We start from the raw sequence: 17,560 nt of genomic DNA on the forward strand, positions 1-17,560 counted from the left end.
CCTGGCCGGCCTGCCCGGCAGCGTATTGGAGAGCCTGGCCCGCGCCGGCCATCTGCAGGCCATCTATATGGCGATGGCCTCGCTCTCGCAGTTGCGCGGTCTGATCGAGCGTACGAACCGCCTCAAGGCCGCAGCGGCGCAATAGAGAGCCACCGCTGGAGCCACCGCTGGAGCGCCCGATGCTTGAGATGACTGGCCTCGACCCCTTGGCCTTGCCCGATCCGCTGCTGTGCTCGGCCGAGCCGGTGCTGTTGCGGGGATTGCTTGCCGATTGGCCTGCGGTTCAGCTGGCTCGCCAAGCCAAGGCACCGGGCCTGGCGCATTACCTGCGCGGCTTCTATCGCGACGCAACGGTCGGCGCCTGGTCGGGCCCGGTCGAAATTCAGGGGCGCTTTTTTTACGATCAAGCCTTCACCGGCTTCAACTTCAAGTCCGAACGACTCAAGCTGGATCAGGTGCTCGACACCCTGCTGGCCCAGCTTGAGGACCCGCAAGCGCCGGCCCTGTATGTCGGCTCCACGACGGTGGACACCTGCTTGCCCGGCTTCCGGGAGGCCAATGATCTGAAGCTCGGTGACAGGCAACCCTTGATGAGCTTGTGGCTGGGCAACCGAAGCCGCATTGCGGCACATTACGACCTGCCGGACAACCTCGCCTGCGTGGTGGCCGGGCGGCGCCGCTTTACGCTGTTTGCGCCCGAGCAGATCGACAATCTCTACGTCGGCCCACTCGACTTCACGCCGGCCGGCCAGGCAATCAGCCTGGTGGACTTTGCCAAGCCCGACTTCGAGCAATTCCCCAAGTTCGCCCAGGCGCTGCAAGCGGCGCAAGTGGCCGAGCTCGGGCCCGGAGACGCGATCTTCATCCCCAGCATGTGGTGGCATCACGTGGAAGCGCTGGAGCCCTTCAACTTGCTGGTCAATTACTGGTGGCGCCAGTCTCCCGAACAAATGGACGCCCCCGTCAACGCGCTGATGCTCGCCTTGATGACGCTGCGTGACCTGCCGCCGGCGCAGCGCCGGGCCTGGGCCAAGCTGTTTGATCACTATGTGTTTGCGGCCGATGCCGAAACGGCCGCCCACATCCCCGCCCATGCGCGGCGGGTGTTGGCGGCGCCGCTGGACGAGGACAGCGCCCGCATGTTGCGGGCCCGTCTGCTCAAGAACCTGAACCGCTAAGCCGAATTGAATCGAGAACGACCCATGCACACAGTCCAAAAACCCATCAAAAGAATCGTGATCGCCGGTGGCGGCACCGCCGGCTGGATGGTCGCGGCGGCGCTGTCCAAGACCTTGGGCAAGCTGCTCGACATCAAACTGATCGAGTCCGACGAGATCGGTACCGTCGGTGTCGGCGAGGCAACCATCCCGACGCTGTTGACCTTTCACAGCCTGTTGGAGATCAATGAACAAGAGTTCATGGCCGCCACCCAGGCGACCTTCAAGTTAGGCATCAGTTTCGAGAACTGGCGCGACCGCGGCCAGGACTACATCCACTCCTTTGGTCTGACCGGCAAAGACCACTGGACCGCCGGCTTCCAGCATTTCTGGCTGAAGGGCCGCGAGCGCGGCCTGGCCGGCGACTACGGCGACTATTGCCTGGAGCTCAAGGCGGCGCAGCAAAGCAAGTTTGCTCATCTGCCGCGCGCCGGCATGAATTACGCTTTTCACCTTGATGCGACGCTGTACGCCAAGTTTCTGCGCAAGTTCAGCGAGGGCTTTGGCGCACAGCGCATCGAAGGCAAGATCGTCGAGGTCAAGCTGGAGGGCGAAAACATCGCCGCGCTGCGCCTCGACTCGGGCGCCTTGATCGAAGGCGATCTGTTCATCGACTGCACCGGCTTTCGCGGCCTCTTGATTGGCGAGGCGCTCAAGGTCGGCTATCAAGACTGGTCGCATTGGCTGGCTTGCGACAGCGCCGTCGCGCTGCAAACCGCATCGACCGGCCCGGCCCGGCCCTACACCCGCTCGATCGCGCACGCTGCCGGCTGGCAATGGCGCATCCCGCTGCAACACCGGGTCGGCAATGGCTTGGTCTATTCACGCCGTCATATCGATGATGAGCAGGCCTTGCAGACCCTGCATGCGAATGTACAGGGCGAGGTGCTGACAACGCCGCGCGTGCTGCGCTTCCAGCCCGGGCAGCGCCATCAAACCTGGCGCGCCAACTGCGTGGCCATCGGACTGTCCAGCGGGTTTTTGGAGCCGCTGGAGTCGACCAGCATCCACCTGATTCAGCGCGGCATCACGCGCTTGTTGCAGATGTTCCCGGCGCAAGGCATCTGCCCGTCGGACATCGATGAGTACAACCAGCAAAGCCGCAGCGAGATCGAACATATCCGCGACTTCATCATCCTGCACTACCACGTCACGCAGCGCCAAGACAGCGCCTTCTGGCGCTACTGCCGCGAGATGGACATCCCCGCTTCGCTGCGCCACCGGATCGATTTGTTCCGCGAAACCGCCCGTGTGTTCCGGGTACCTAACGAGCTATTTGCCGAGAACTCCTGGATACAGGTGATGTTGGGTCAGGGCCTGCTGCCGCAGCAACACCATCAAGTTGCCGACCTGATGGGTGACGCTGAACTGGGTCGCTTCCTCGGCGCCATTCGCGCCCAGGTGGATCAGACCGTGACGCAGCTGCCGGCTCATCAGGCCTATGTGCAGTCCTACTGCCCGGCGGCCGCCTGAGCCCAGAGCCGATGGCGCCCGCCGCACCCGCCGCACGCCACGCACCGGCCAGGCCGGGGCCGATGCGGCGCACCTTGTTGGCGGGCGGCATCGGCGGCGCCTTGGTCAGCCTGTCTGGCTTGCCGGCCGCCGCCACACCGCGCATCAGCTTGACCATCGCCGCATTTCCGCTGGTGGATGAAATCGCCCGGGCGGCCATCCCCGCCTGGCAGCGCCTGCATCCGGATGTGGACATCAAGGTCATCACGCGCCAATACGCCGACCACCACACCGCCATGAACACGGCGCTGTCCACCGCCGTCTTGCTGCCCGATGTGATGGCGCTGGAGTCCAGCATCGTTGGCCGCTTTGCCCAAGGCGGCGGGCTGGAAGACCTGGCGATAGCGCCCTATGAGCTGGGCCGCTATCGCCACCTGCTGGTGCCCTATGCCTACGACCAAGCCATCGCGCGCAACGGCGCCGTCGTCGCGGTGCCGACCGATATCGGGCCCGGCACCCTGCTTTACCGCCAAGACATTCTGGCCCGCGGCGGCATCGACCCGGCTGAACTCAGCCGTTCCTGGGACAGCTATGTGGCGGCCGGTGCCCGCATCAAAAAACACAGCGGCGCGCATCTCGTGGCCCATGTGCAGCAGATCAAAGACATTCTGATTCGCACCGGACTCAAACCCGGCGAGGGGATCTATTTCGGCCACAACTCGCAAGTGCTGGTTCAGTCAGAGCGCTTTGTACGCGCGTTTGAAGTTGCCCTGCAAGTTCGCCGTTTGGGCCTGGATGCCCGTGTAAGCGCCTGGTCGAATGAATGGGCCGAAGGCTTCAAGCGCGGCACCTTGGCCACCGAGCTCTCGGGCGCTTGGCTGGTCGGCCAGATGAGCAACTGGATCGCGCCGCAAACCACCGGGCTGTGGCGCGCCGCCGACCTGCCCGACGGCGCCAACTCCGGCTACGGCGGCGCCTTCTATGCGATACCGCGCAAGCTCGAGGCAGGCCGCAAGCTCTTGGCCTGGCGCTTTATCCAATTGATGACGCTGGACCGCGAGCGCCAGTTGATCGCCTTCAAGACCCATGATGCTTTCCCCGCGCTGCTCGCCAGCCACGAAGACCCCTTCTTCGATCAGCCGGTGGCCTTCTTGGGCGGGCAGCCGGCGCGGCAGTTGTGGCGCCAGGCCGCGCGCCGCATCAGCGCCGCGCCGGTGCACAAGCAGAACCCCTTTGCCGATGAAGTCATCGGCTCTGAACTCGACAAGGTCTTGAACCGAGGCAAGTCGATCCGCCTCGCCCTCGCCGACGCCCAAGCCCTGCTTGAACGCCGCGCCCACCGATGAACTCCTTCACCCACCACAGCGCCATGCCGACCACATTCAATTTCAGCCCACAAGATCGACGCTGCAAGCCCGCACTCGCCGGACTGGCCCTCGCCGCCTGCGGCTCCATCAGCTTCGCTGCGGCCCAGCCTGCAGCGCCTGCCGCTGCCTTGCCCGCTCCACCGGCGCTCAGCGCGCCCAGCCACTACCAGCTGGTCTGGTCCGACGAGTTCGACAAGCCCGGCCTGCCAGATCCTGGCAAGTGGGTCTACGACACCGGCATGAACAAAAAGGGCTGGCACAACAAGGAGCTGCAGTACTACAGCCACGCACGGGCGGAAAACTCAAGTGTGCAAGACGGCAAGCTCGTCATCACCGCGCGCCTAGAGTCCATGAACAAGCAGGCCGACTGGGGCGGCCAGCGCTACAGCTCGGCGCGCCTGATCACCGCCGGCAAGGCCGACTGGACCTTCGGCTTCTTCGAGATCCGCGCCAAGCTGCCCTGCGGCGTCGGCAGTTGGCCGGCCATCTGGATGTTGGGCAGTCAAGGCGAATGGCCGGCCGGCGGCGAGCTCGACATCATGGAGCAGGTCGGCTCGAACCCGACCAAGGTCTTCAGCACCGTCCACACCACGGCCGGTAGCGGCGGCAATGGCAAGGGCGGCGAGACCCAGGTGGCCGACGCTTGCAGCACTTTTCATAACTACCAAATGCACTGGACGGCCGAGCAGATCACTTTTGGCATCGACGGCAAGCCGCATGCGGTCTATGCCAATGCCAAGACCGGCAAGGCGGCCTGGCCTTTTGATGCGCCGCAGTTCTTGATTCTGAACATCGCGATGGGCGGCGATCTGGGTGGGCCGGTCGACGACGCAGCATTGCCGATACGGATGGAAGTCGAGCATGTGCGGGTCTATCAGCAGGCCAAATAGAGCGGGCAGGTAGATGCTCAAAATCGCAACAGGCGCCGCGCTGCTGGCTATGTGCCTGCTTGGCACAGCCAGCGCCGCTGACAGGCTGCCGTTTGCGTGGCCCAATGGCGAGCGGGCGGCCGTCAGCCTGGCTTATGACGATGCGCTGAACAGCCAGCTTGACACCGCCATTCCGGCCTTGAATCAGGCCGGCTTGCGTGGCAGTTTTTATCTGACTTTGAGCAGCGACGTCGTCAGCCAACGCATGAGCGAATGGCGCGCGGCGACGGCCGCCGGCCATGAGCTGGGCAATCACACGCTGTTTCACCAATGCTCACGCAGCGGACCCGATCGCGTCTGGGTCAGCGCCGACAACGATCTCGACAAGATCAGCGCCACTCAGTTGGCCGCGCAGATTCGCGTCGGCAACACCCTGCTGCAGGCGATTGACGGCAAAGCCGAGCGCAGCTTCACCGCGCCCTGTGGCGACCTGCTGGCCGGCGGCCGGAACTATCTGGATTTGATCAAGGGCGATTTTGTCGCGATCAAGGCCAAGGTGGGCGGCGTTGTGCCCGATATGGCCAAGCTCGACCCCCATGCGGTCGAGGTCTTCGTGCCCGTGGAGGTCAGCGGCGCGCAGCTGATTGCGCTGGCCAAGCAGGCGGCCGAGGCAGGGACGATGATCAACTTCACTTTTCACGGCATCGGCGGCGACCACCTCAGCGTGTCCGCGCAGGCACACGCCGAACTGCTCAGTTACTTGGCTGCGCACCGGGACGTGTATTGGACGGACACGTTCTTGAACATCATGACCTATGTGAAGGGCTTGAGGGCGGCTTCGACTTCGAAATGAACGAGCCAATGCTGGCCTAGCAGCGCTCACCACGCCCAGCATTCTTCTTTGATCCCCTTCATCCCCTCCATGCTGGCTAAAAATTCAATTGGCATGCACTTTCAGAAGGCTCAGGCGAGCAAGAAAACTGAGCCTGGATGGAGGGGATGAAGGGGATGAATGCGGTTCTGGTGTTGGCGAAAATGGGTCGATGGTCAGAATTTTTCTTCGCCTGGCGGTGCCCGGTCAGCCCAACAAGCGAGCATCGCCATCAAAGCGCAGCGCGGCCGAGGCATCGACGGCAATGGCGACAACTCGGCCGGCCTGGAGGTCGGCATGGCCGGCACCGACCTTGGCGCTGATCAAGTCCTTGAGACCGTCAATGCGCAGATACAAGATCGAGCTGTCGCCCAAATGCTCGGCCAACTCGACCTCGGCCGCAACGCCTTGCTCGGCGGCCACCAAGCTCACATGCTCGGCGCGCAGACCGACCCGCTGAGTTTGCAGGTCAGCAGCTGGGCCTAAGAGCTTGTCCCACAGGCGCCGATGGGCTTCGCTCGATGCGCCTGCCACCGGCCGGTCAATGAAATTGATGCGCGGCGCGCCGATAAAGGCGGCGACGAACTCATTCGCCGGCCGTTGATACAAGCCCAGCGGTGCGCCGAGTTGCTCGATGCGGCCCTGGTTGAAGACCGCAATCCGGTCACCCATGGTCATCGCCTCGACTTGGTCATGGGTGACGTAAATCATCGTGGTGCCGAGCTCTTTGTGCAGCCGAGATAACTCGATACGCATATTCACGCGCAGTGCCGCGTCGAGGTTGGACAGGGGCTCATCGAACAAGAACACCTTGGGCTTGCGCACAATCGCCCGGCCAATTGCGACCCGCTGGCGCTGGCCGCCGGACAGCTCCTTGGGATAGCGGCCGAGCAGATCGGTGATGCGCAGCACTTCGGCGGTGCGCGCCACTTGGGTTTCGCGTTGCGCCTTGGACTCGCCCGCCATCTTCAGCGCGAAGCCCATATTTTCGGCCACCGTCATATGCGGGTACAGCGCATAACTCTGAAACACCATGGCGGCACCACGGTCGGCCGGGCGCACGTCATTGGCGCGTACGCCGGCGATATATAGCTCGCCGGCCGTGATCTCTTCCAGGCCGGCAATCATCCGCAAAGTGGTCGATTTGCCGCAGCCCGACGGACCGACAAAGACCATGAACTCACCGTCGCGCACCTCCAGATCGATGCCTTTGATGATCTCGGTCTTGTCGTAGCTTTTGCGGATGCCGCGCAGTGAAACTTGTCCCATTTGTACTTTTCCTCAGAGGGTCTTTTGCGCTTGCAAAAAGTCGCGGTACCAGCGCGCGCTGTCTTTGAGCGTGCGCTGCTGGGTTAGGTAGTCGACATGCACGATACCAAAGCGCTTCTCGTAGCCCGACGCCCATTCAAAGTTGTCCAGCAGGCTCCAGACCATATAGCCGCCCATGTTCACACCCTGGCGCATCGCCTCGGCCACCGCTTCGATGTGACGCGCCAAGTAGTCGAGGCGGTCCTGGTCGTGCACCTGTCCGTCGACTAGTTTGTCCTTGAAGGCGCCGCCGTTCTCGGTCACGAACAGCGGCGGCACCGGGTAGTCGCGCTTGAGGCGCAGCAGCAGCTCGGTCAGCCCCTCGGGGTAGACCTCCCAGCCCATATCGGTGACGGGCAGGCCGGTGCTGCCGGCTTTGTAGCTCTTGTCGGCGCTGACGACCGAGTGCGAGTAATAGTTGACGCCCAAGTAATCCAGCGGCGCGGCAATCAACTGCATGTCGCCGGGCTCGACGATGGGTGCATCAGCGCCCAGGTCGGCCAGCACATCGCTCGGATAGCTGGCCTTGAAAAGCGGATCGACATACCAGCGCAGCAAGCGGCCGTCTTCCAGCGTGGCCTGTGCGCGGTCGGCGGCCGAGTCAGTGGCCGGATGCATCGGTGCCAAATTCAGCACGATACCAAGCTTGGCGCTAACGCCTTGCTCGCGCAGCGCCCGCAGCGCCAGGCCATGGCTGAGCAGCAGGTGGTGCGAGACCTGCGCGGCGGTTTTGCGGCTCTTGATGCCGGGGGCGAAGATGCCGGTCTCGTGGCCCAGCACCGCCACCACCCAGGGTTCGTTGTGGGTGGCGATCGAGGCCAAGCGGTCGCCCAGGCGAGCGTTGATGCCCAGCGCATAGTCGACAAAATGCTGCACGGTGTCGCGGTTAGCCCAGCCGCCTTTGGCCTGCAAGGCGTCCGGCAGATCCCAGTGGTTGAGCGTCAGGTGAGGCTGCAGGCCGCGTGCCAGCAGGCCGTCGACGATGCGCTCGTAAAAGTCCAGGCCTGCTTCGTTCCAGGCACCGCTGCCCAGCGGCTGCACGCGCGGCCAGGAGACCGAAAAACGGTAGGCATTGACGCCCAAGGCGGCAATCATGTCCAGGTCCTCGGCCCAGCGTTGGTAGTGCTGGCAGGCGACGTCGCCGTTGCTGGCGTCGGCGATTGCGCCGGGTTTTGCGCAAAAGCTGTCCCAGATCGAGGGGCCTTTGCCGTCGGTGGCGCTGGCGCCTTCGATCTGAAAAGCGCTGGTGGCCACACCCCAGACAAAGTCGGGCGGGAAGAGAGAGTTCTTTTTATTGCTCATGGGCAGAGGAGGCAGGAGGAGAGTTAGGCGGCGCGCGTCTACTTGACGGCACCGACGGTCAGGCCGGAAATCAGCTGCCTGGACGACAGCACAAACAGCACGATCAAGGGCAGCGTGGCAATCGCCGAGCCGGCCATCAACGCGCCCCACTCGGTGTCGACCGGGCTTTGCAAGCTACGCAGCGCCAAGGGCAGCGTGTACATCTCCGGCGAGCGCATCACGATCAGGGGGCCGATGAAGTTATTCCAGGAGGCGATGAAGGTGATCAGGCCCAGCGTGCCCAGCGCGGGCTTGAGCAGCGGCAAGACGATGCGCCAATAGATGCCGAACTCGCCGCAGCCGTCCATGCGCGCCGCCTCGACCAGATCGCGCGGTATCGAGGTCAGCGCGAACTGCCGCATCAAGAAGATGCCGAAGGCGCTGGCCGCGCCAGGGATGTAGAGCGCGCGCGGCTGGTCGATCCAGCCCAGCATGTCCATGATCATGAAGGTCGGAATCATGTTCATGAAGGTCGGCAGCAACATCGTGCCCATCACCAGGCCGAATAACGCTTTCTTGTAGCGGAACTCGAACATCGCAAACGCGTAACCGCCCATCGAGCAAAACAACAGGGTCAGCGCCGTCGAGGCCAGGCCCACATAGATGCTCCAACCCAGATTGCGCCAAAAGGGGATGCGCCGGGTCAGGATGGCGAGGTTATTCATGAAGTCATCGCCGAAGAACAGCGGCGGCGGCATGCTGAAGATTTCGCCGCGCGACTGGGTGGCGAAGACGAACATGAAATAGAACGGCGCCAGCATGACAAGTGAGCCGATGCCGACCAGAGCGTAGGCGGCCCAGGGGGCGAGTTGATGCTTGGAGGTTTGCATATCAAAGGTCCAGGTCAAGCGCCGCGCTGGCGGAACGCCCGGTTGGTCAGCCAGGTCAGCAGGCCCACCAGCAGGAAGAGCAGCCAGGACATCGCGCTGGCGGCACCGAAGTCATTGAAATCAAAAGCCATGCGGTAGAGATAGATGGCCGTCGTCATGCCGGCCTGATCGGTGCCGCCGCGGCCGTTGGTCAAGATGAACGGCTCCTCGAACAGCTGCAGGCCACCGATCACACTCAGCGTGACGCCGAAGAAGATCATCGGCTTCAGGCTCGGCAGCGTGATGTGCCAAAACTGTTGCAGCCGGCCGGCGCCGTCCATGCGGGCAGCCTCCATGATGTCGGCAGGGATGGTCTGCAGGGCGGCCAGGTAGAGCACCACATTGAAGCCGACATAACGCCAGAACACGATCATCGCGATGGCCGGTTTGAGCGCGTCCGGGTTGTTGAGCCAGTCGATCGCGGCGGCCGGCATCAGCCATCCCAGCAGCGGCAGCTCGCGCAAGGCCGCGATGATGCCGTTGATGAGGCCGTAGTCGGTCGAAAACAGCGAGCTGAACAGGATCGCGATCGCCACCGTCGAGGTGATGTAGGGCATGAAGTAGGCGCCGACCACGCCGTTGCGCAGCCGCTTGAAGGACGCGTGGATGAAGCAGGCCAGCGGGATCGCGACCAGATGCTGAGGCACGCCCGAGGCCAGCGCCAACCAGGCGGTGTTCTTCAGCGACTTCCAGAACCATTCGTCCTGCAGCGCAAAGGCGAAGTTGTCGAGGCCGACAAAAGTCATCGCCGTCAAACCGCTGGTCGGCTCCCAGGTCTGAAACGCCAGGTAGAGCGAGAACGCCAGCGGGAACATGCCGAAGACCATAAACAGCAGCACAAACGGCGCCAAGAAGGCGTAAGGCGCCCAGCGCGGGGGCAGGCGCAAGAAGGTGGGTAGCTTCATGGTTAGTGTCCTGAGGCGGCTGTTCTCAACGGGTGGCGCGCCGCGTCAGCAGGCGTTCGGCATCGGCCAGCGCGGTGTGGATGTCTTTGCCGCGCTCCAGCACCTTGTCAAGCTCGGTGTCGATGACCTCCTCGGCGAAGGCGTCTTGCTTGTGTACGTCCACCGCCTGGATGCGCCGGGCGGCATCACGCCATCCGACACGCGCGGTCTGGCCGCCCAGGAAGGCAATCGGCTGCTCGAAGAAGGGGTCGTCGTGGGCGTCCAGCAAGGCCGGGAATGCGTCTTGGGCCTTGAAGGCGCGCAGCTGCATCTCGCGGTTCAAGGTCAGGAACTGAATCAAGTCCCAGGCCAGCGCCTTGTTGGCCGGGTCCGCCTTGCGCGGGATGGCAAAAAAGGTGCCGCCGTAGGCCGCAAACGCGCCTTCGGGCAGTTGCGCGGCGCGCCACCGGCCGGCGGTGTCTGGGGCTAACCAGCTATTCAGATGACCGGCCAACCAAGCGCCGGTCAATTGAGTGGCGATGCTGCCGCGCTTGAAGCCTTCGGTCCAGTCGGCCGACCACGCAACCACCCTTGCATCCAGCTTGTGCTTGCGCACCTCGCGGGCGAGTTCGAACGCCCGCACAAAGCGCGGCGAGCTGACCAACACGCGCGATTGGCTGTCAAAGTACAGCCCTTCGCCGGGCTGGATGCCGGTGCGGATCAAGATGTTCTTGATGTCGCGGGCATGGGCGAGAAGAAAAGCACCGTTGGCCGCCTTGATCTTGATGCCGGCCGCCACATAGCTGTCCCAGCTGCGGGTCAGCTCCGCCTCGCTGACGCCGGCCTTGGCCAGCACGTCGTGGCGGAACAGCAGGGTGCCTGGGCCAATATCGGTCGGCACCGCCACCACCTCGCCGCGCCGGTTGTGGGCCTGCTGGTAGGCATAGGGCACAAAGCGATGCTTGAAACGAGCAAGCTCATAAGGCGGGCGGGACAGATCTTCCAGCCCAAAACCGGGCGAAAAGCGCCCCAGATAGCCGACCTCCAGCGCCATCACGTCGGGCAGGTAGACCGCGGTTGACAAGGCTGTGGTCATGGCGGTGTGGTGGTCGGCAAACTGACGGCTGACCACCTTGACTTCGACGTTAGGGTGCAGGCGCTGCCAGGCCGGCAGCGCCGCGCGGACGATCTCGTCCACCGCCGGATAGGCGGCCACCACCAGCACCTGCTGTGCCGATGCGCTTTGCGGCATGACCAAGGCCATCAAGCACAAGCATAAAAGCCCGAGCAAACTGCCAAAGCAGGCGCGCCGTTTGGCACGCTGAGTAGTTGTCATCGCCTGCTTGTCTCCACCTTGAATTGGCCGCCCGAGGCGATTTGCGCTGAATATATTCATTCAAAACATTTTATGAAAGCGCTTTCAGAATGTAATTCAGGCCAGTCAGGCTGTCAACAAAGGGTAAGTGCGGGGGCTGCGCTGAGCAGCCCGTTCACGGCATGGGCCGGTGACTCAAAGGCTGAGCAGCGCCCTCGTCGAGCCACGCACCGTCAAGCGCGGATCTGGCAGCGTCGCCTGCGGCTGCTCGCCGGCCAACAGCTGCAGCAGTGCCGCGGCTGCCATGCTGCCGAGCTCGTAAGCCGGATGATGGATGGTGGTCAGCGGCGGCACCGAATGCGCAGCACCGGCCACATCATCGAAGCCCACCAGCGAGACCTCGTCCGGCACATGCAAGCCATGCCTGTGCAGGGCCAAGGTCGCGCCAAAGGCCATCTGGTCATTGGCGGCAAAGATGGCACTGAAGGGCTGACGGCTGGCAATCAGTTGCTCGACGGCAAGCAGGCCGCTCTCCTCGTGGTACTGGCCTTGCACGACCAAGCCCGGCCGGTAGCGTAGGCCGGCGGCTTGCAGCGCGCTGCGGTAGCCACGCAGGCGCTCCAGGGCGTCGGGGTGGATGACCGGGCCGGCAATGAAGGCGATATCGCGGTGCCCAAGCGCAAGCAAATGCTCGGTTGCGAGCCGTGCGCCCTCGAAGTTATTGAAGTCCAAGGCATACAAGCCGGGTGCCGCCAAACTGCGGCCGGTCACCACCACCGGCAAGGCCTTGGCCAGCGTCTTCAGCGACTCATCGCTGAGCCGCCCGGTCAGGACGATGAAGCCATCAACGCGGCGCGAGCGCAGCACCTCGATGCAGCGCGCCTCTTCCTTGGCGTTCCAATGGCCGCTCACAAACAGCGGGCTGTAGCCGACTTTGTTCAGCGCTTCTTCGATGCCGCGCAAGGCGATGCCGTAAAACGGGCTGTCGATCGCCTGCGTGATAACGCCCACGCTGAGCGTGCGCCCACCGGCCAAGCCGCGCGCCATCGGGTTGGGCACAAAGCCCAGCTCGGCAATCGCCTGGTCTACCGCGGCGCGCTTCTCGGCGCTGACCACGGCCGTGCCATTCAAGATCCGCGACACCGTGCTGGGAGAAACGCCGCAGGCCTCGGCCACCATGCCTAGCGTGACCTTGGGATCATGGTCGGGCGCCTTGCTGCGCGTGGACTTGCTGGTGTTCTTCGGGCTGCTCTTCATGGCCTGCGGTCGGTGGTGGACCCGCAGTTTAAGGGCTTCAACGAAGTTCAGGAGAGAAGAAAACTGCGCTCCACCAACCACAGCAGAGCCAGGCCGCCGATCAGCGCCGAACCGGGGCGCACCAACAGGCGGCCATAAAGCGGCTTGTCACGCAGCGCAATCGCCAGCGGCAAAATCAGCGCAACCAGCAGCAGTTGCGCCAACTCAACACCCAGATTGAAACCCAGCAGCGGCAGCGCCAAGTTGCCGCGCTGCAGGCCCAAGGCTTGCAGCGGGCCGGCAAAGCCAAAGCCGTGCACCAAGCCGAACAGCGCCACCATCAGCCAGCGCGGGCCCTTGATGAAGGGGCGCAGATTGTCGATGGCCGCCACCAAAACGCTGGCTGCGATCAGCGACTCGACCCAGCGCGAGGGCGGCGCCAACACACCGGCCGCCGCCAGACCCAGCGTCAGCGAATGCGCCAGCGTGAAGGCGGTCACCAACTTGAAGGCCTCGCGCCAGGCCGACGCCGGCGTAGCCCTGGCCACCCAGCCCGCACCCTCACGGCGCCAAACGGCCACCATCAGCAGACTGACCAGGAACAAGATGTGGTCCAGTCCGACCGAGATGTGACGCATGCCTTCGACCACGAAGCCGCCCAGGCTGCGGAGTGGGTCCTGCGCGCTGGTCTGGAGCTGAAAGGTCTTGGCCGCGTCGGCCGGGATCAGCAGCGCGCTTTGCTCAGCCGCGCCGGACAAGACACGGGCAATGCCGCGGTGCTTGGCGTCACTGGCGGCAAACAGCCGGTAGTCGACGCTCAAGCGTTGCACCGCTGCCGCGCAATGCAGCGTCTGTTGCAAGACCGCGTAGGCGCCGTCGCTGTGCTGGTCGAGCTGCGGGGCTAACGTGTGACTTACCGTGCACGCTTGGCCCTCGGAACTCACCTTGAGGCTGTCGGCCAGCAGCCGCTCCAGCTCGGGCCAGCGGGTGCGCAACTCACCCCAACTCAGCTGCTTGTCGTCATTGGCATCGAGGTCGAGGTCGCGGTCCAGGTCTTGCAAGGCGATATCGACGCGCTGCGTGATTGTGTTGCCGCTGACCTGAAAAGTTAGGTAAGCGTCGCTCGACTTATGGGCTTGCGCGGGGCCGGCCAGGACCAAGGCAAGCGCGACAAGGACGAAGCGCATCATGGCTTGGCACTCCGGCTTGCGTGGCCCAAGCGCACATCCACCCAACCCGCTTGGATCAGGCGTTTGATTTCCGGCTCGGCGGCGGCCGGCTGAGCGGCGGCCAGCGCGGCGCGTTGCAGCAGCAAGGCGTCGGTGGGCTCCTTCTGCTGTGCCCAGTTGCTGAGTGCCAGTTGCAGGGCCGGCTTGGTTTGCCCCAGCACGTCGAGTGCCAGCCGCGCCTGTTCGCGCGCATGGTAATTTTCGCCGCGCAGGCGGGCGGCCTCGAAGCGGGCCGTCAAGGCAGCGGCGACCGGCTTCAGCAACGGGCTGTCCAGCTGCTTCAAGGCCATCGCGCGGCGCAACAGCAAGGCGTCGGATTCGGCGTCGGCACCCTCGACCAGGGTCAATGCCTCGGCCGCGCGACCCTGTTCGAGCAGGTAGTCCGCATAGGCGCCTCGGGTGTAGATGTCACCGCCTGAACTGGCCGCTAGCGCGTCACGGTAGCGGGCGTCGGCGGCGACGTTGTCGCCCATGCGCTGGGCCAACTCGGCGCGCAGCAAGGACAGCCAAGCATCACCGGGCGCTTGCTTGGCCAGTGCGGCCAACTCGGCAGCCGCTTGTTTGGGCTCGCCGCTCAAGCTGCGCAGCTCGGCCAAGCAGGCTCGGGCCGGCAGGGCCAGCGCGTCGCCGAGGCCGGCGAATCGCGCTTCGGTCAAGCTCTCGCAGGCCTGCCGCGCCAGCGTCAACTGGCCGGTCACTTGCAGCACCGAGGCGCGGATCAAACCGGCTTGCGCCTGCACGGGCAGCGGCAGCCGGCTCGGTTGCGCGACCAGCTTGTCGAGGTCAAGCAAGGCTTTGGCGAAATCATGTTGGCTCTGCAGCACGCTGGCACGCAGCAAACGCACTTGCGGCGGGGCCTGCTCCAGCCCCCACCAAGGAGCCAGCGCCGCTTCGGCCAGGCCCAGCTCGCGCGGGTCGCCGTGGCGGCGGGCGCGGACTATGGCCGCTTGCGCTGTAGCCAAGGCCAGGTTCAGCTGTTGTGGGCTGCGCGCCAATTCCTTGCGCTGCGCGCGGGCGGTGGCGTCGAGCCGGTTCGGCAGCGCTTGGACGATGGTTTGATCATCGGTCGGGGTGTAGGGCGCGGCATCGGCAGCCTGCAAGAGCAGCAGCAGACAAGTGGCCAAAAAAATGGATTTCAAGCGATGTCCTTGATGGGGCCGCCGGTGTGCATCTGCGCAGCGGCGGCCCCGGGTTCACAGATCGGCCGGCTCGGTGGTCTCGGACAGCGGCGCCTCGGCGACCTTGTCCAAGCCCAGCGGCTCGGCGACTTCGGTCGCTGCCAAACCGGCGGCGTAGCTGACATAGGCTGCCGGGGAGGCGGCGGCCGAGCTGGGTACTTCCGTCACCGCCTCCGGCGGCTGGATCACCGGCGGCGGGGCGTCATCGCCGCCATCGCTGCCGCAGGCCGTTAGGCCCAATGCAGCCAGCAGGACGCTGCAAAACAAGAGTTGCTGGTTCATGATGTCTGGCCTCACTGTTTACTTGGTGCCTGGGATCGGCGTATTGAGATAAGGGAAGCCGCTCAGCAAGGGCACAACCGCCTGGTCAACAGCGTCATGCAGCTTGAATGAAGTGGCACCCAGCGGCACGGCAGCGGGCTTGCAGGCAGCGCCGAAGCCGAGCTTGTCGGTGTCGCCATTGGCCATGCACAGACCGCCCATCACGGCCACCAGCGAGATGTCGACCACATCGTCCTTGGGGCGGCGGCCATTCGGGTAGCCGGCATTGTCATTGCCACCGGCCAAGATATTGCCGACGATTCCCAAGCGGTTCTGCTGTGCAAACGCGACCGGCGGGATGGCCGTGTTGAGCCGCAGCATCTCGGCGCCGACCACACTCTTGGGCTGGTTGACGCCCTTGATGCCGGTCAGAAAGGTTGTGACCAGATCGGTGCGCGGGAAGTTGCTCGGCGCCGTGTTGGGCAGAGTCAAGGCGATTTCCAGCAGCGCCGGCAAGGTCGGGTGGGTCACATAATCAGCAAATTGAGCGTCAGCGCTGGGCTTGGACGCATTGAACTTGTCCTTGTCCTTCAAGCCGATGACCACCTCATTGACCAAGGGCATGCCCAGACGCGAAACCTGCACCCAGGCGCCGCCGGCCTTCTCGCTGGCCTGATGGCCGGAGGCGGGCTTGCCGTTCAGCAAGCGAGCTTGGCGCATGCTGGCGGTGGTCCAGCCGCCGATCACGTCGTCGCCGTTGCTGGGATTCGTGAGGCAACTCTTGTGCACTTCCAGGCCCAGGGTGGTGACGTTCTTGTCGTCGATGGTGTTGGGCGCTGCGCCGATCAGGCTGGGGTCGGTGATGACGCTGACCGGGGCGTTGACGAGGTCGAAGATGGTGCCGAGGTTGACCGCAAACGCATCCTGGCGTTGGCCGACGAAGAGCTTGGCCGGCATGCTGCAGCCGGGGATGTTGACGGTATAGATGTGCTTGGCGGCGTAGCCGGCGTAGTCGGCGAGGGTCTTCTTGCCGATGTTGTCGACCGGCTTGTCAAATGTGGCGCTGCCGCCGCTGGCGTTGGTGACGGCCTGAGCGCTGCCGCTGCGGCGGTCACCGCGCACCACGGTGACGCTATAGGTTTCGGCCAATTGCAGATTGGCGTCCTTGACGTTGCTGACGCCGCCGAACTGCACCAGCGGGATGTTCACCATCTTGCCACCGACATTGAGGGCCTGGCCGGCACCGCTGTTGGACAGCGTGTTCTTGAAGCGGAACTGAAACGTCAGGTCTTCCTTGGCGTCGCCGTTGTTGTCGATATGGATTTCATACAGTGCGTTCTGGTCGAGCGCGAAGTAGTTCGGGCCGCCGTAGCCGTCTTGCAGCGGCAGGTAGTTGGCCAGCACGGTCACGTAGTCGCTGCGCTCGGCCTCGTAGCTGCGGAACATATAAAAGTCGGCACCGTCAACCTTGGGCGCGGTGGTGATGAAGGGCGCTTCGCGGTGACTGGAGGCAAAGGCGGGGGCGGCGGCCATGCTGGCCAGGGCCATGGCGACGGCCAGCGCGCAAGCGTTGGTGGATGTGTGCGGGCTTGTTGATGAATGCTTCACGGCAGGACTCCTTGGGGCGATATCGGGTTAGGGCGGCACAGAGATTTGTGTCGTCGTGGCCTTCCATACGGCCCGCGCTCAGACCTGGATGCAAAAGCCTTGCAATAAATATTGCTTGGGCTCTTGGTGCATCCGCCGCTCGGCTTGCTGCGTATCAAGGCGGACAGTCGCAAATCCCCGCTCGCTCAAACCGAACAGCCCATGAAAATCCGACCTAAGCTCGCTCTGCCCGCCCTTCCATTCAGTCTGTTGGCGCTGATCTGCCAGCCGGCCTTGGCCGATGCTGAAGCGGGTAGCGAGACAACACAGACAACACAGGCAACGCAGACGCTGCCGCCGGTGCTGGTGATAGGCAATTACCTCAACGGTGTCGGCAGCTCGGACGCCGCCTCGCAAGGCGCGGTCAGCGCGCGGCTGATCGCGAGCCGGTCGACCTTGAGGCCGGCCGAGCTGTTGGAGTTTGTGCCCGGTGTGATCGTTACCCAGCACAGCGGCGGCGGCAAAGCTAACCAGTATTTTCTGCGGGGCTTCAACCTCGATCACGGCACCGACTTC

At 64.2% G+C, this 17,560-nt stretch carries 16 protein-coding genes; 6 read left to right on the forward strand and 10 right to left on the reverse strand.

All coding sequences use genetic code 11. The features are described 5' to 3' along the window. The first annotated feature begins 179 nt into the window (after positions 1-179). The 5 genes from RMO57_RS07810 to RMO57_RS07830 are packed head-to-tail and all read left to right on the forward strand — an operon-like array spanning position 180 to position 5,758. Complete coding sequence (locus RMO57_RS07810) at positions 180-1,178, forward strand: cupin-like domain-containing protein (RefSeq protein WP_310385594.1); 999 nt, start codon at positions 180-182, stop codon at positions 1,176-1,178. Positions 1,179-1,202: 24 nt separating this feature from the next. Continuing rightward, a complete protein-coding gene (locus RMO57_RS07815; protein WP_310385596.1) occupies positions 1,203-2,690 on the forward strand; it encodes a tryptophan 7-halogenase in 1,488 nt (495 codons plus the stop codon). Positions 2,691-2,701: 11 nt separating this feature from the next. Next, positions 2,702-4,015, forward strand: coding sequence for an ABC transporter substrate-binding protein (locus RMO57_RS07820; protein ID WP_310385598.1), 1,314 nt, complete (start codon positions 2,702-2,704; stop codon positions 4,013-4,015). A 23-nt stretch (positions 4,016-4,038) separates the two neighbouring features. Further along, positions 4,039-4,926 carry a glycoside hydrolase family 16 protein gene (locus tag RMO57_RS07825; protein WP_310385600.1) on the forward strand — a complete coding sequence of 296 codons (888 nt, stop codon included), beginning with the start codon at positions 4,039-4,041 and terminating at the stop codon, positions 4,924-4,926. Positions 4,927-4,939: 13 nt separating this feature from the next. Then, positions 4,940-5,758, forward strand: coding sequence for a polysaccharide deacetylase family protein (locus RMO57_RS07830; RefSeq protein ID WP_310385602.1), 819 nt, complete (start codon positions 4,940-4,942; stop codon positions 5,756-5,758). Positions 5,759-5,983: 225 nt separating this feature from the next. On the opposite strand, the gene RMO57_RS07835 is transcribed toward RMO57_RS07830, so the two are convergent. From RMO57_RS07835 to RMO57_RS07880, 10 genes are all read right to left on the reverse strand, one after another. Further along, entirely contained in the window at positions 5,984-7,045 is a 1,062-nt protein-coding gene (locus tag RMO57_RS07835; protein WP_310385603.1) for a sn-glycerol-3-phosphate ABC transporter ATP-binding protein UgpC, read from the reverse strand. 12 nt (positions 7,046-7,057) lie between these two features. After that, the gene (locus RMO57_RS07840) at positions 7,058-8,386 is read right to left on the reverse strand and encodes a GH1 family beta-glucosidase (protein ID WP_310385604.1); all 1,329 of its coding nucleotides are present in this window, start codon (positions 8,384-8,386) and stop codon (positions 7,058-7,060) included. A gap of 38 nt (positions 8,387-8,424) precedes the next feature. Continuing rightward, positions 8,425-9,255, reverse strand: coding sequence for a carbohydrate ABC transporter permease (locus tag RMO57_RS07845; protein ID WP_310385605.1), 831 nt, complete (start codon positions 9,253-9,255; stop codon positions 8,425-8,427). Positions 9,256-9,269: 14 nt separating this feature from the next. After that, a complete protein-coding gene (locus tag RMO57_RS07850; protein WP_310385607.1) occupies positions 9,270-10,199 on the reverse strand; it encodes a sugar ABC transporter permease in 930 nt (309 codons plus the stop codon). A gap of 25 nt (positions 10,200-10,224) precedes the next feature. After that, positions 10,225-11,514 carry an ABC transporter substrate-binding protein gene (locus RMO57_RS07855; protein ID WP_310385608.1) on the reverse strand — a complete coding sequence of 430 codons (1,290 nt, stop codon included), beginning with the start codon at positions 11,512-11,514 and terminating at the stop codon, positions 10,225-10,227. 174 nt (positions 11,515-11,688) lie between these two features. After that, positions 11,689-12,750: a LacI family DNA-binding transcriptional regulator gene (locus RMO57_RS07860; RefSeq protein ID WP_310385610.1), complete on the reverse strand. Its 1,062-nt coding sequence runs from the start codon at positions 12,748-12,750 to the stop codon at positions 11,689-11,691. 47 nt (positions 12,751-12,797) lie between these two features. Further along, positions 12,798-13,919 (reverse strand): HupE/UreJ family protein, encoded by a 1,122-nt coding sequence (locus tag RMO57_RS07865; RefSeq protein ID WP_310385612.1) that lies wholly within the window; start codon positions 13,917-13,919, stop codon positions 12,798-12,800. Further along, entirely contained in the window at positions 13,916-15,097 is a 1,182-nt protein-coding gene (locus RMO57_RS07870) for a hypothetical protein (RefSeq protein WP_310385614.1), read from the reverse strand. Before RMO57_RS07870 ends, RMO57_RS07865 begins: the two co-directional genes overlap by 4 nt. Before the next feature lie 54 nt (positions 15,098-15,151). Then, the gene (locus RMO57_RS07875; RefSeq protein ID WP_310385616.1) at positions 15,152-15,418 is read right to left on the reverse strand and encodes a hypothetical protein; all 267 of its coding nucleotides are present in this window, start codon (positions 15,416-15,418) and stop codon (positions 15,152-15,154) included. An 18-nt stretch (positions 15,419-15,436) separates the two neighbouring features. Next, positions 15,437-16,945 (reverse strand): DUF4331 domain-containing protein, encoded by a 1,509-nt coding sequence (locus tag RMO57_RS07880; protein WP_310385620.1) that lies wholly within the window; start codon positions 16,943-16,945, stop codon positions 15,437-15,439. Positions 16,946-17,206: 261 nt separating this feature from the next. Between RMO57_RS07880 and RMO57_RS07885 the strand changes: the two genes are divergently transcribed. Continuing rightward, a partial coding sequence (locus tag RMO57_RS07885; protein ID WP_310385618.1) for a TonB-dependent receptor plug domain-containing protein occupies positions 17,207-17,560 on the forward strand: 354 nt, incomplete at its 3' end.

It is taken from the genome of Roseateles sp. (assembly GCF_031397715.1).
GTDB lineage: Bacteria > Pseudomonadota > Gammaproteobacteria > Burkholderiales > Burkholderiaceae_C > Paucibacter_A.

Bases quoted from the DNA above. Each gene is read 5' to 3' on its own strand.
- RMO57_RS07840 (WP_310385604.1), bottom strand. From the start codon at position 8,386: ATGAGCAATAAAAAGAACTCTCTCTTCCCGCCCGACTTTGTCTGGGGT.
- RMO57_RS07865 (WP_310385612.1), bottom strand. From the start codon at position 13,919: ATGATGCGCTTCGTCCTTGTCGCGCTTGCCTTGGTCCTGGCCGGCCCC.
- RMO57_RS07850 (WP_310385607.1), bottom strand. From the start codon at position 10,199: ATGAAGCTACCCACCTTCTTGCGCCTGCCCCCGCGCTGGGCGCCTTAC.
- RMO57_RS07855 (WP_310385608.1), bottom strand. From the start codon at position 11,514: ATGACAACTACTCAGCGTGCCAAACGGCGCGCCTGCTTTGGCAGTTTG.
- RMO57_RS07880 (WP_310385620.1), bottom strand. From the start codon at position 16,945: ATGGCCCTGGCCAGCATGGCCGCCGCCCCCGCCTTTGCCTCCAGTCAC.
- RMO57_RS07815 (WP_310385596.1), top strand. From the start codon at position 1,203: ATGCACACAGTCCAAAAACCCATCAAAAGAATCGTGATCGCCGGTGGC.
- RMO57_RS07860 (WP_310385610.1), bottom strand. From the start codon at position 12,750: ATGAAGAGCAGCCCGAAGAACACCAGCAAGTCCACGCGCAGCAAGGCG.
- RMO57_RS07825 (WP_310385600.1), top strand. From the start codon at position 4,039: ATGCCGACCACATTCAATTTCAGCCCACAAGATCGACGCTGCAAGCCC.
- RMO57_RS07830 (WP_310385602.1), top strand. From the start codon at position 4,940: ATGCTCAAAATCGCAACAGGCGCCGCGCTGCTGGCTATGTGCCTGCTT.
- RMO57_RS07810 (WP_310385594.1), top strand. From the start codon at position 180: ATGCTTGAGATGACTGGCCTCGACCCCTTGGCCTTGCCCGATCCGCTG.
- RMO57_RS07875 (WP_310385616.1), bottom strand. From the start codon at position 15,418: ATGAACCAGCAACTCTTGTTTTGCAGCGTCCTGCTGGCTGCATTGGGC.
- RMO57_RS07845 (WP_310385605.1), bottom strand. From the start codon at position 9,255: ATGCAAACCTCCAAGCATCAACTCGCCCCCTGGGCCGCCTACGCTCTG.
- RMO57_RS07820 (WP_310385598.1), top strand. From the start codon at position 2,702: ATGGCGCCCGCCGCACCCGCCGCACGCCACGCACCGGCCAGGCCGGGG.
- RMO57_RS07835 (WP_310385603.1), bottom strand. From the start codon at position 7,045: ATGGGACAAGTTTCACTGCGCGGCATCCGCAAAAGCTACGACAAGACC.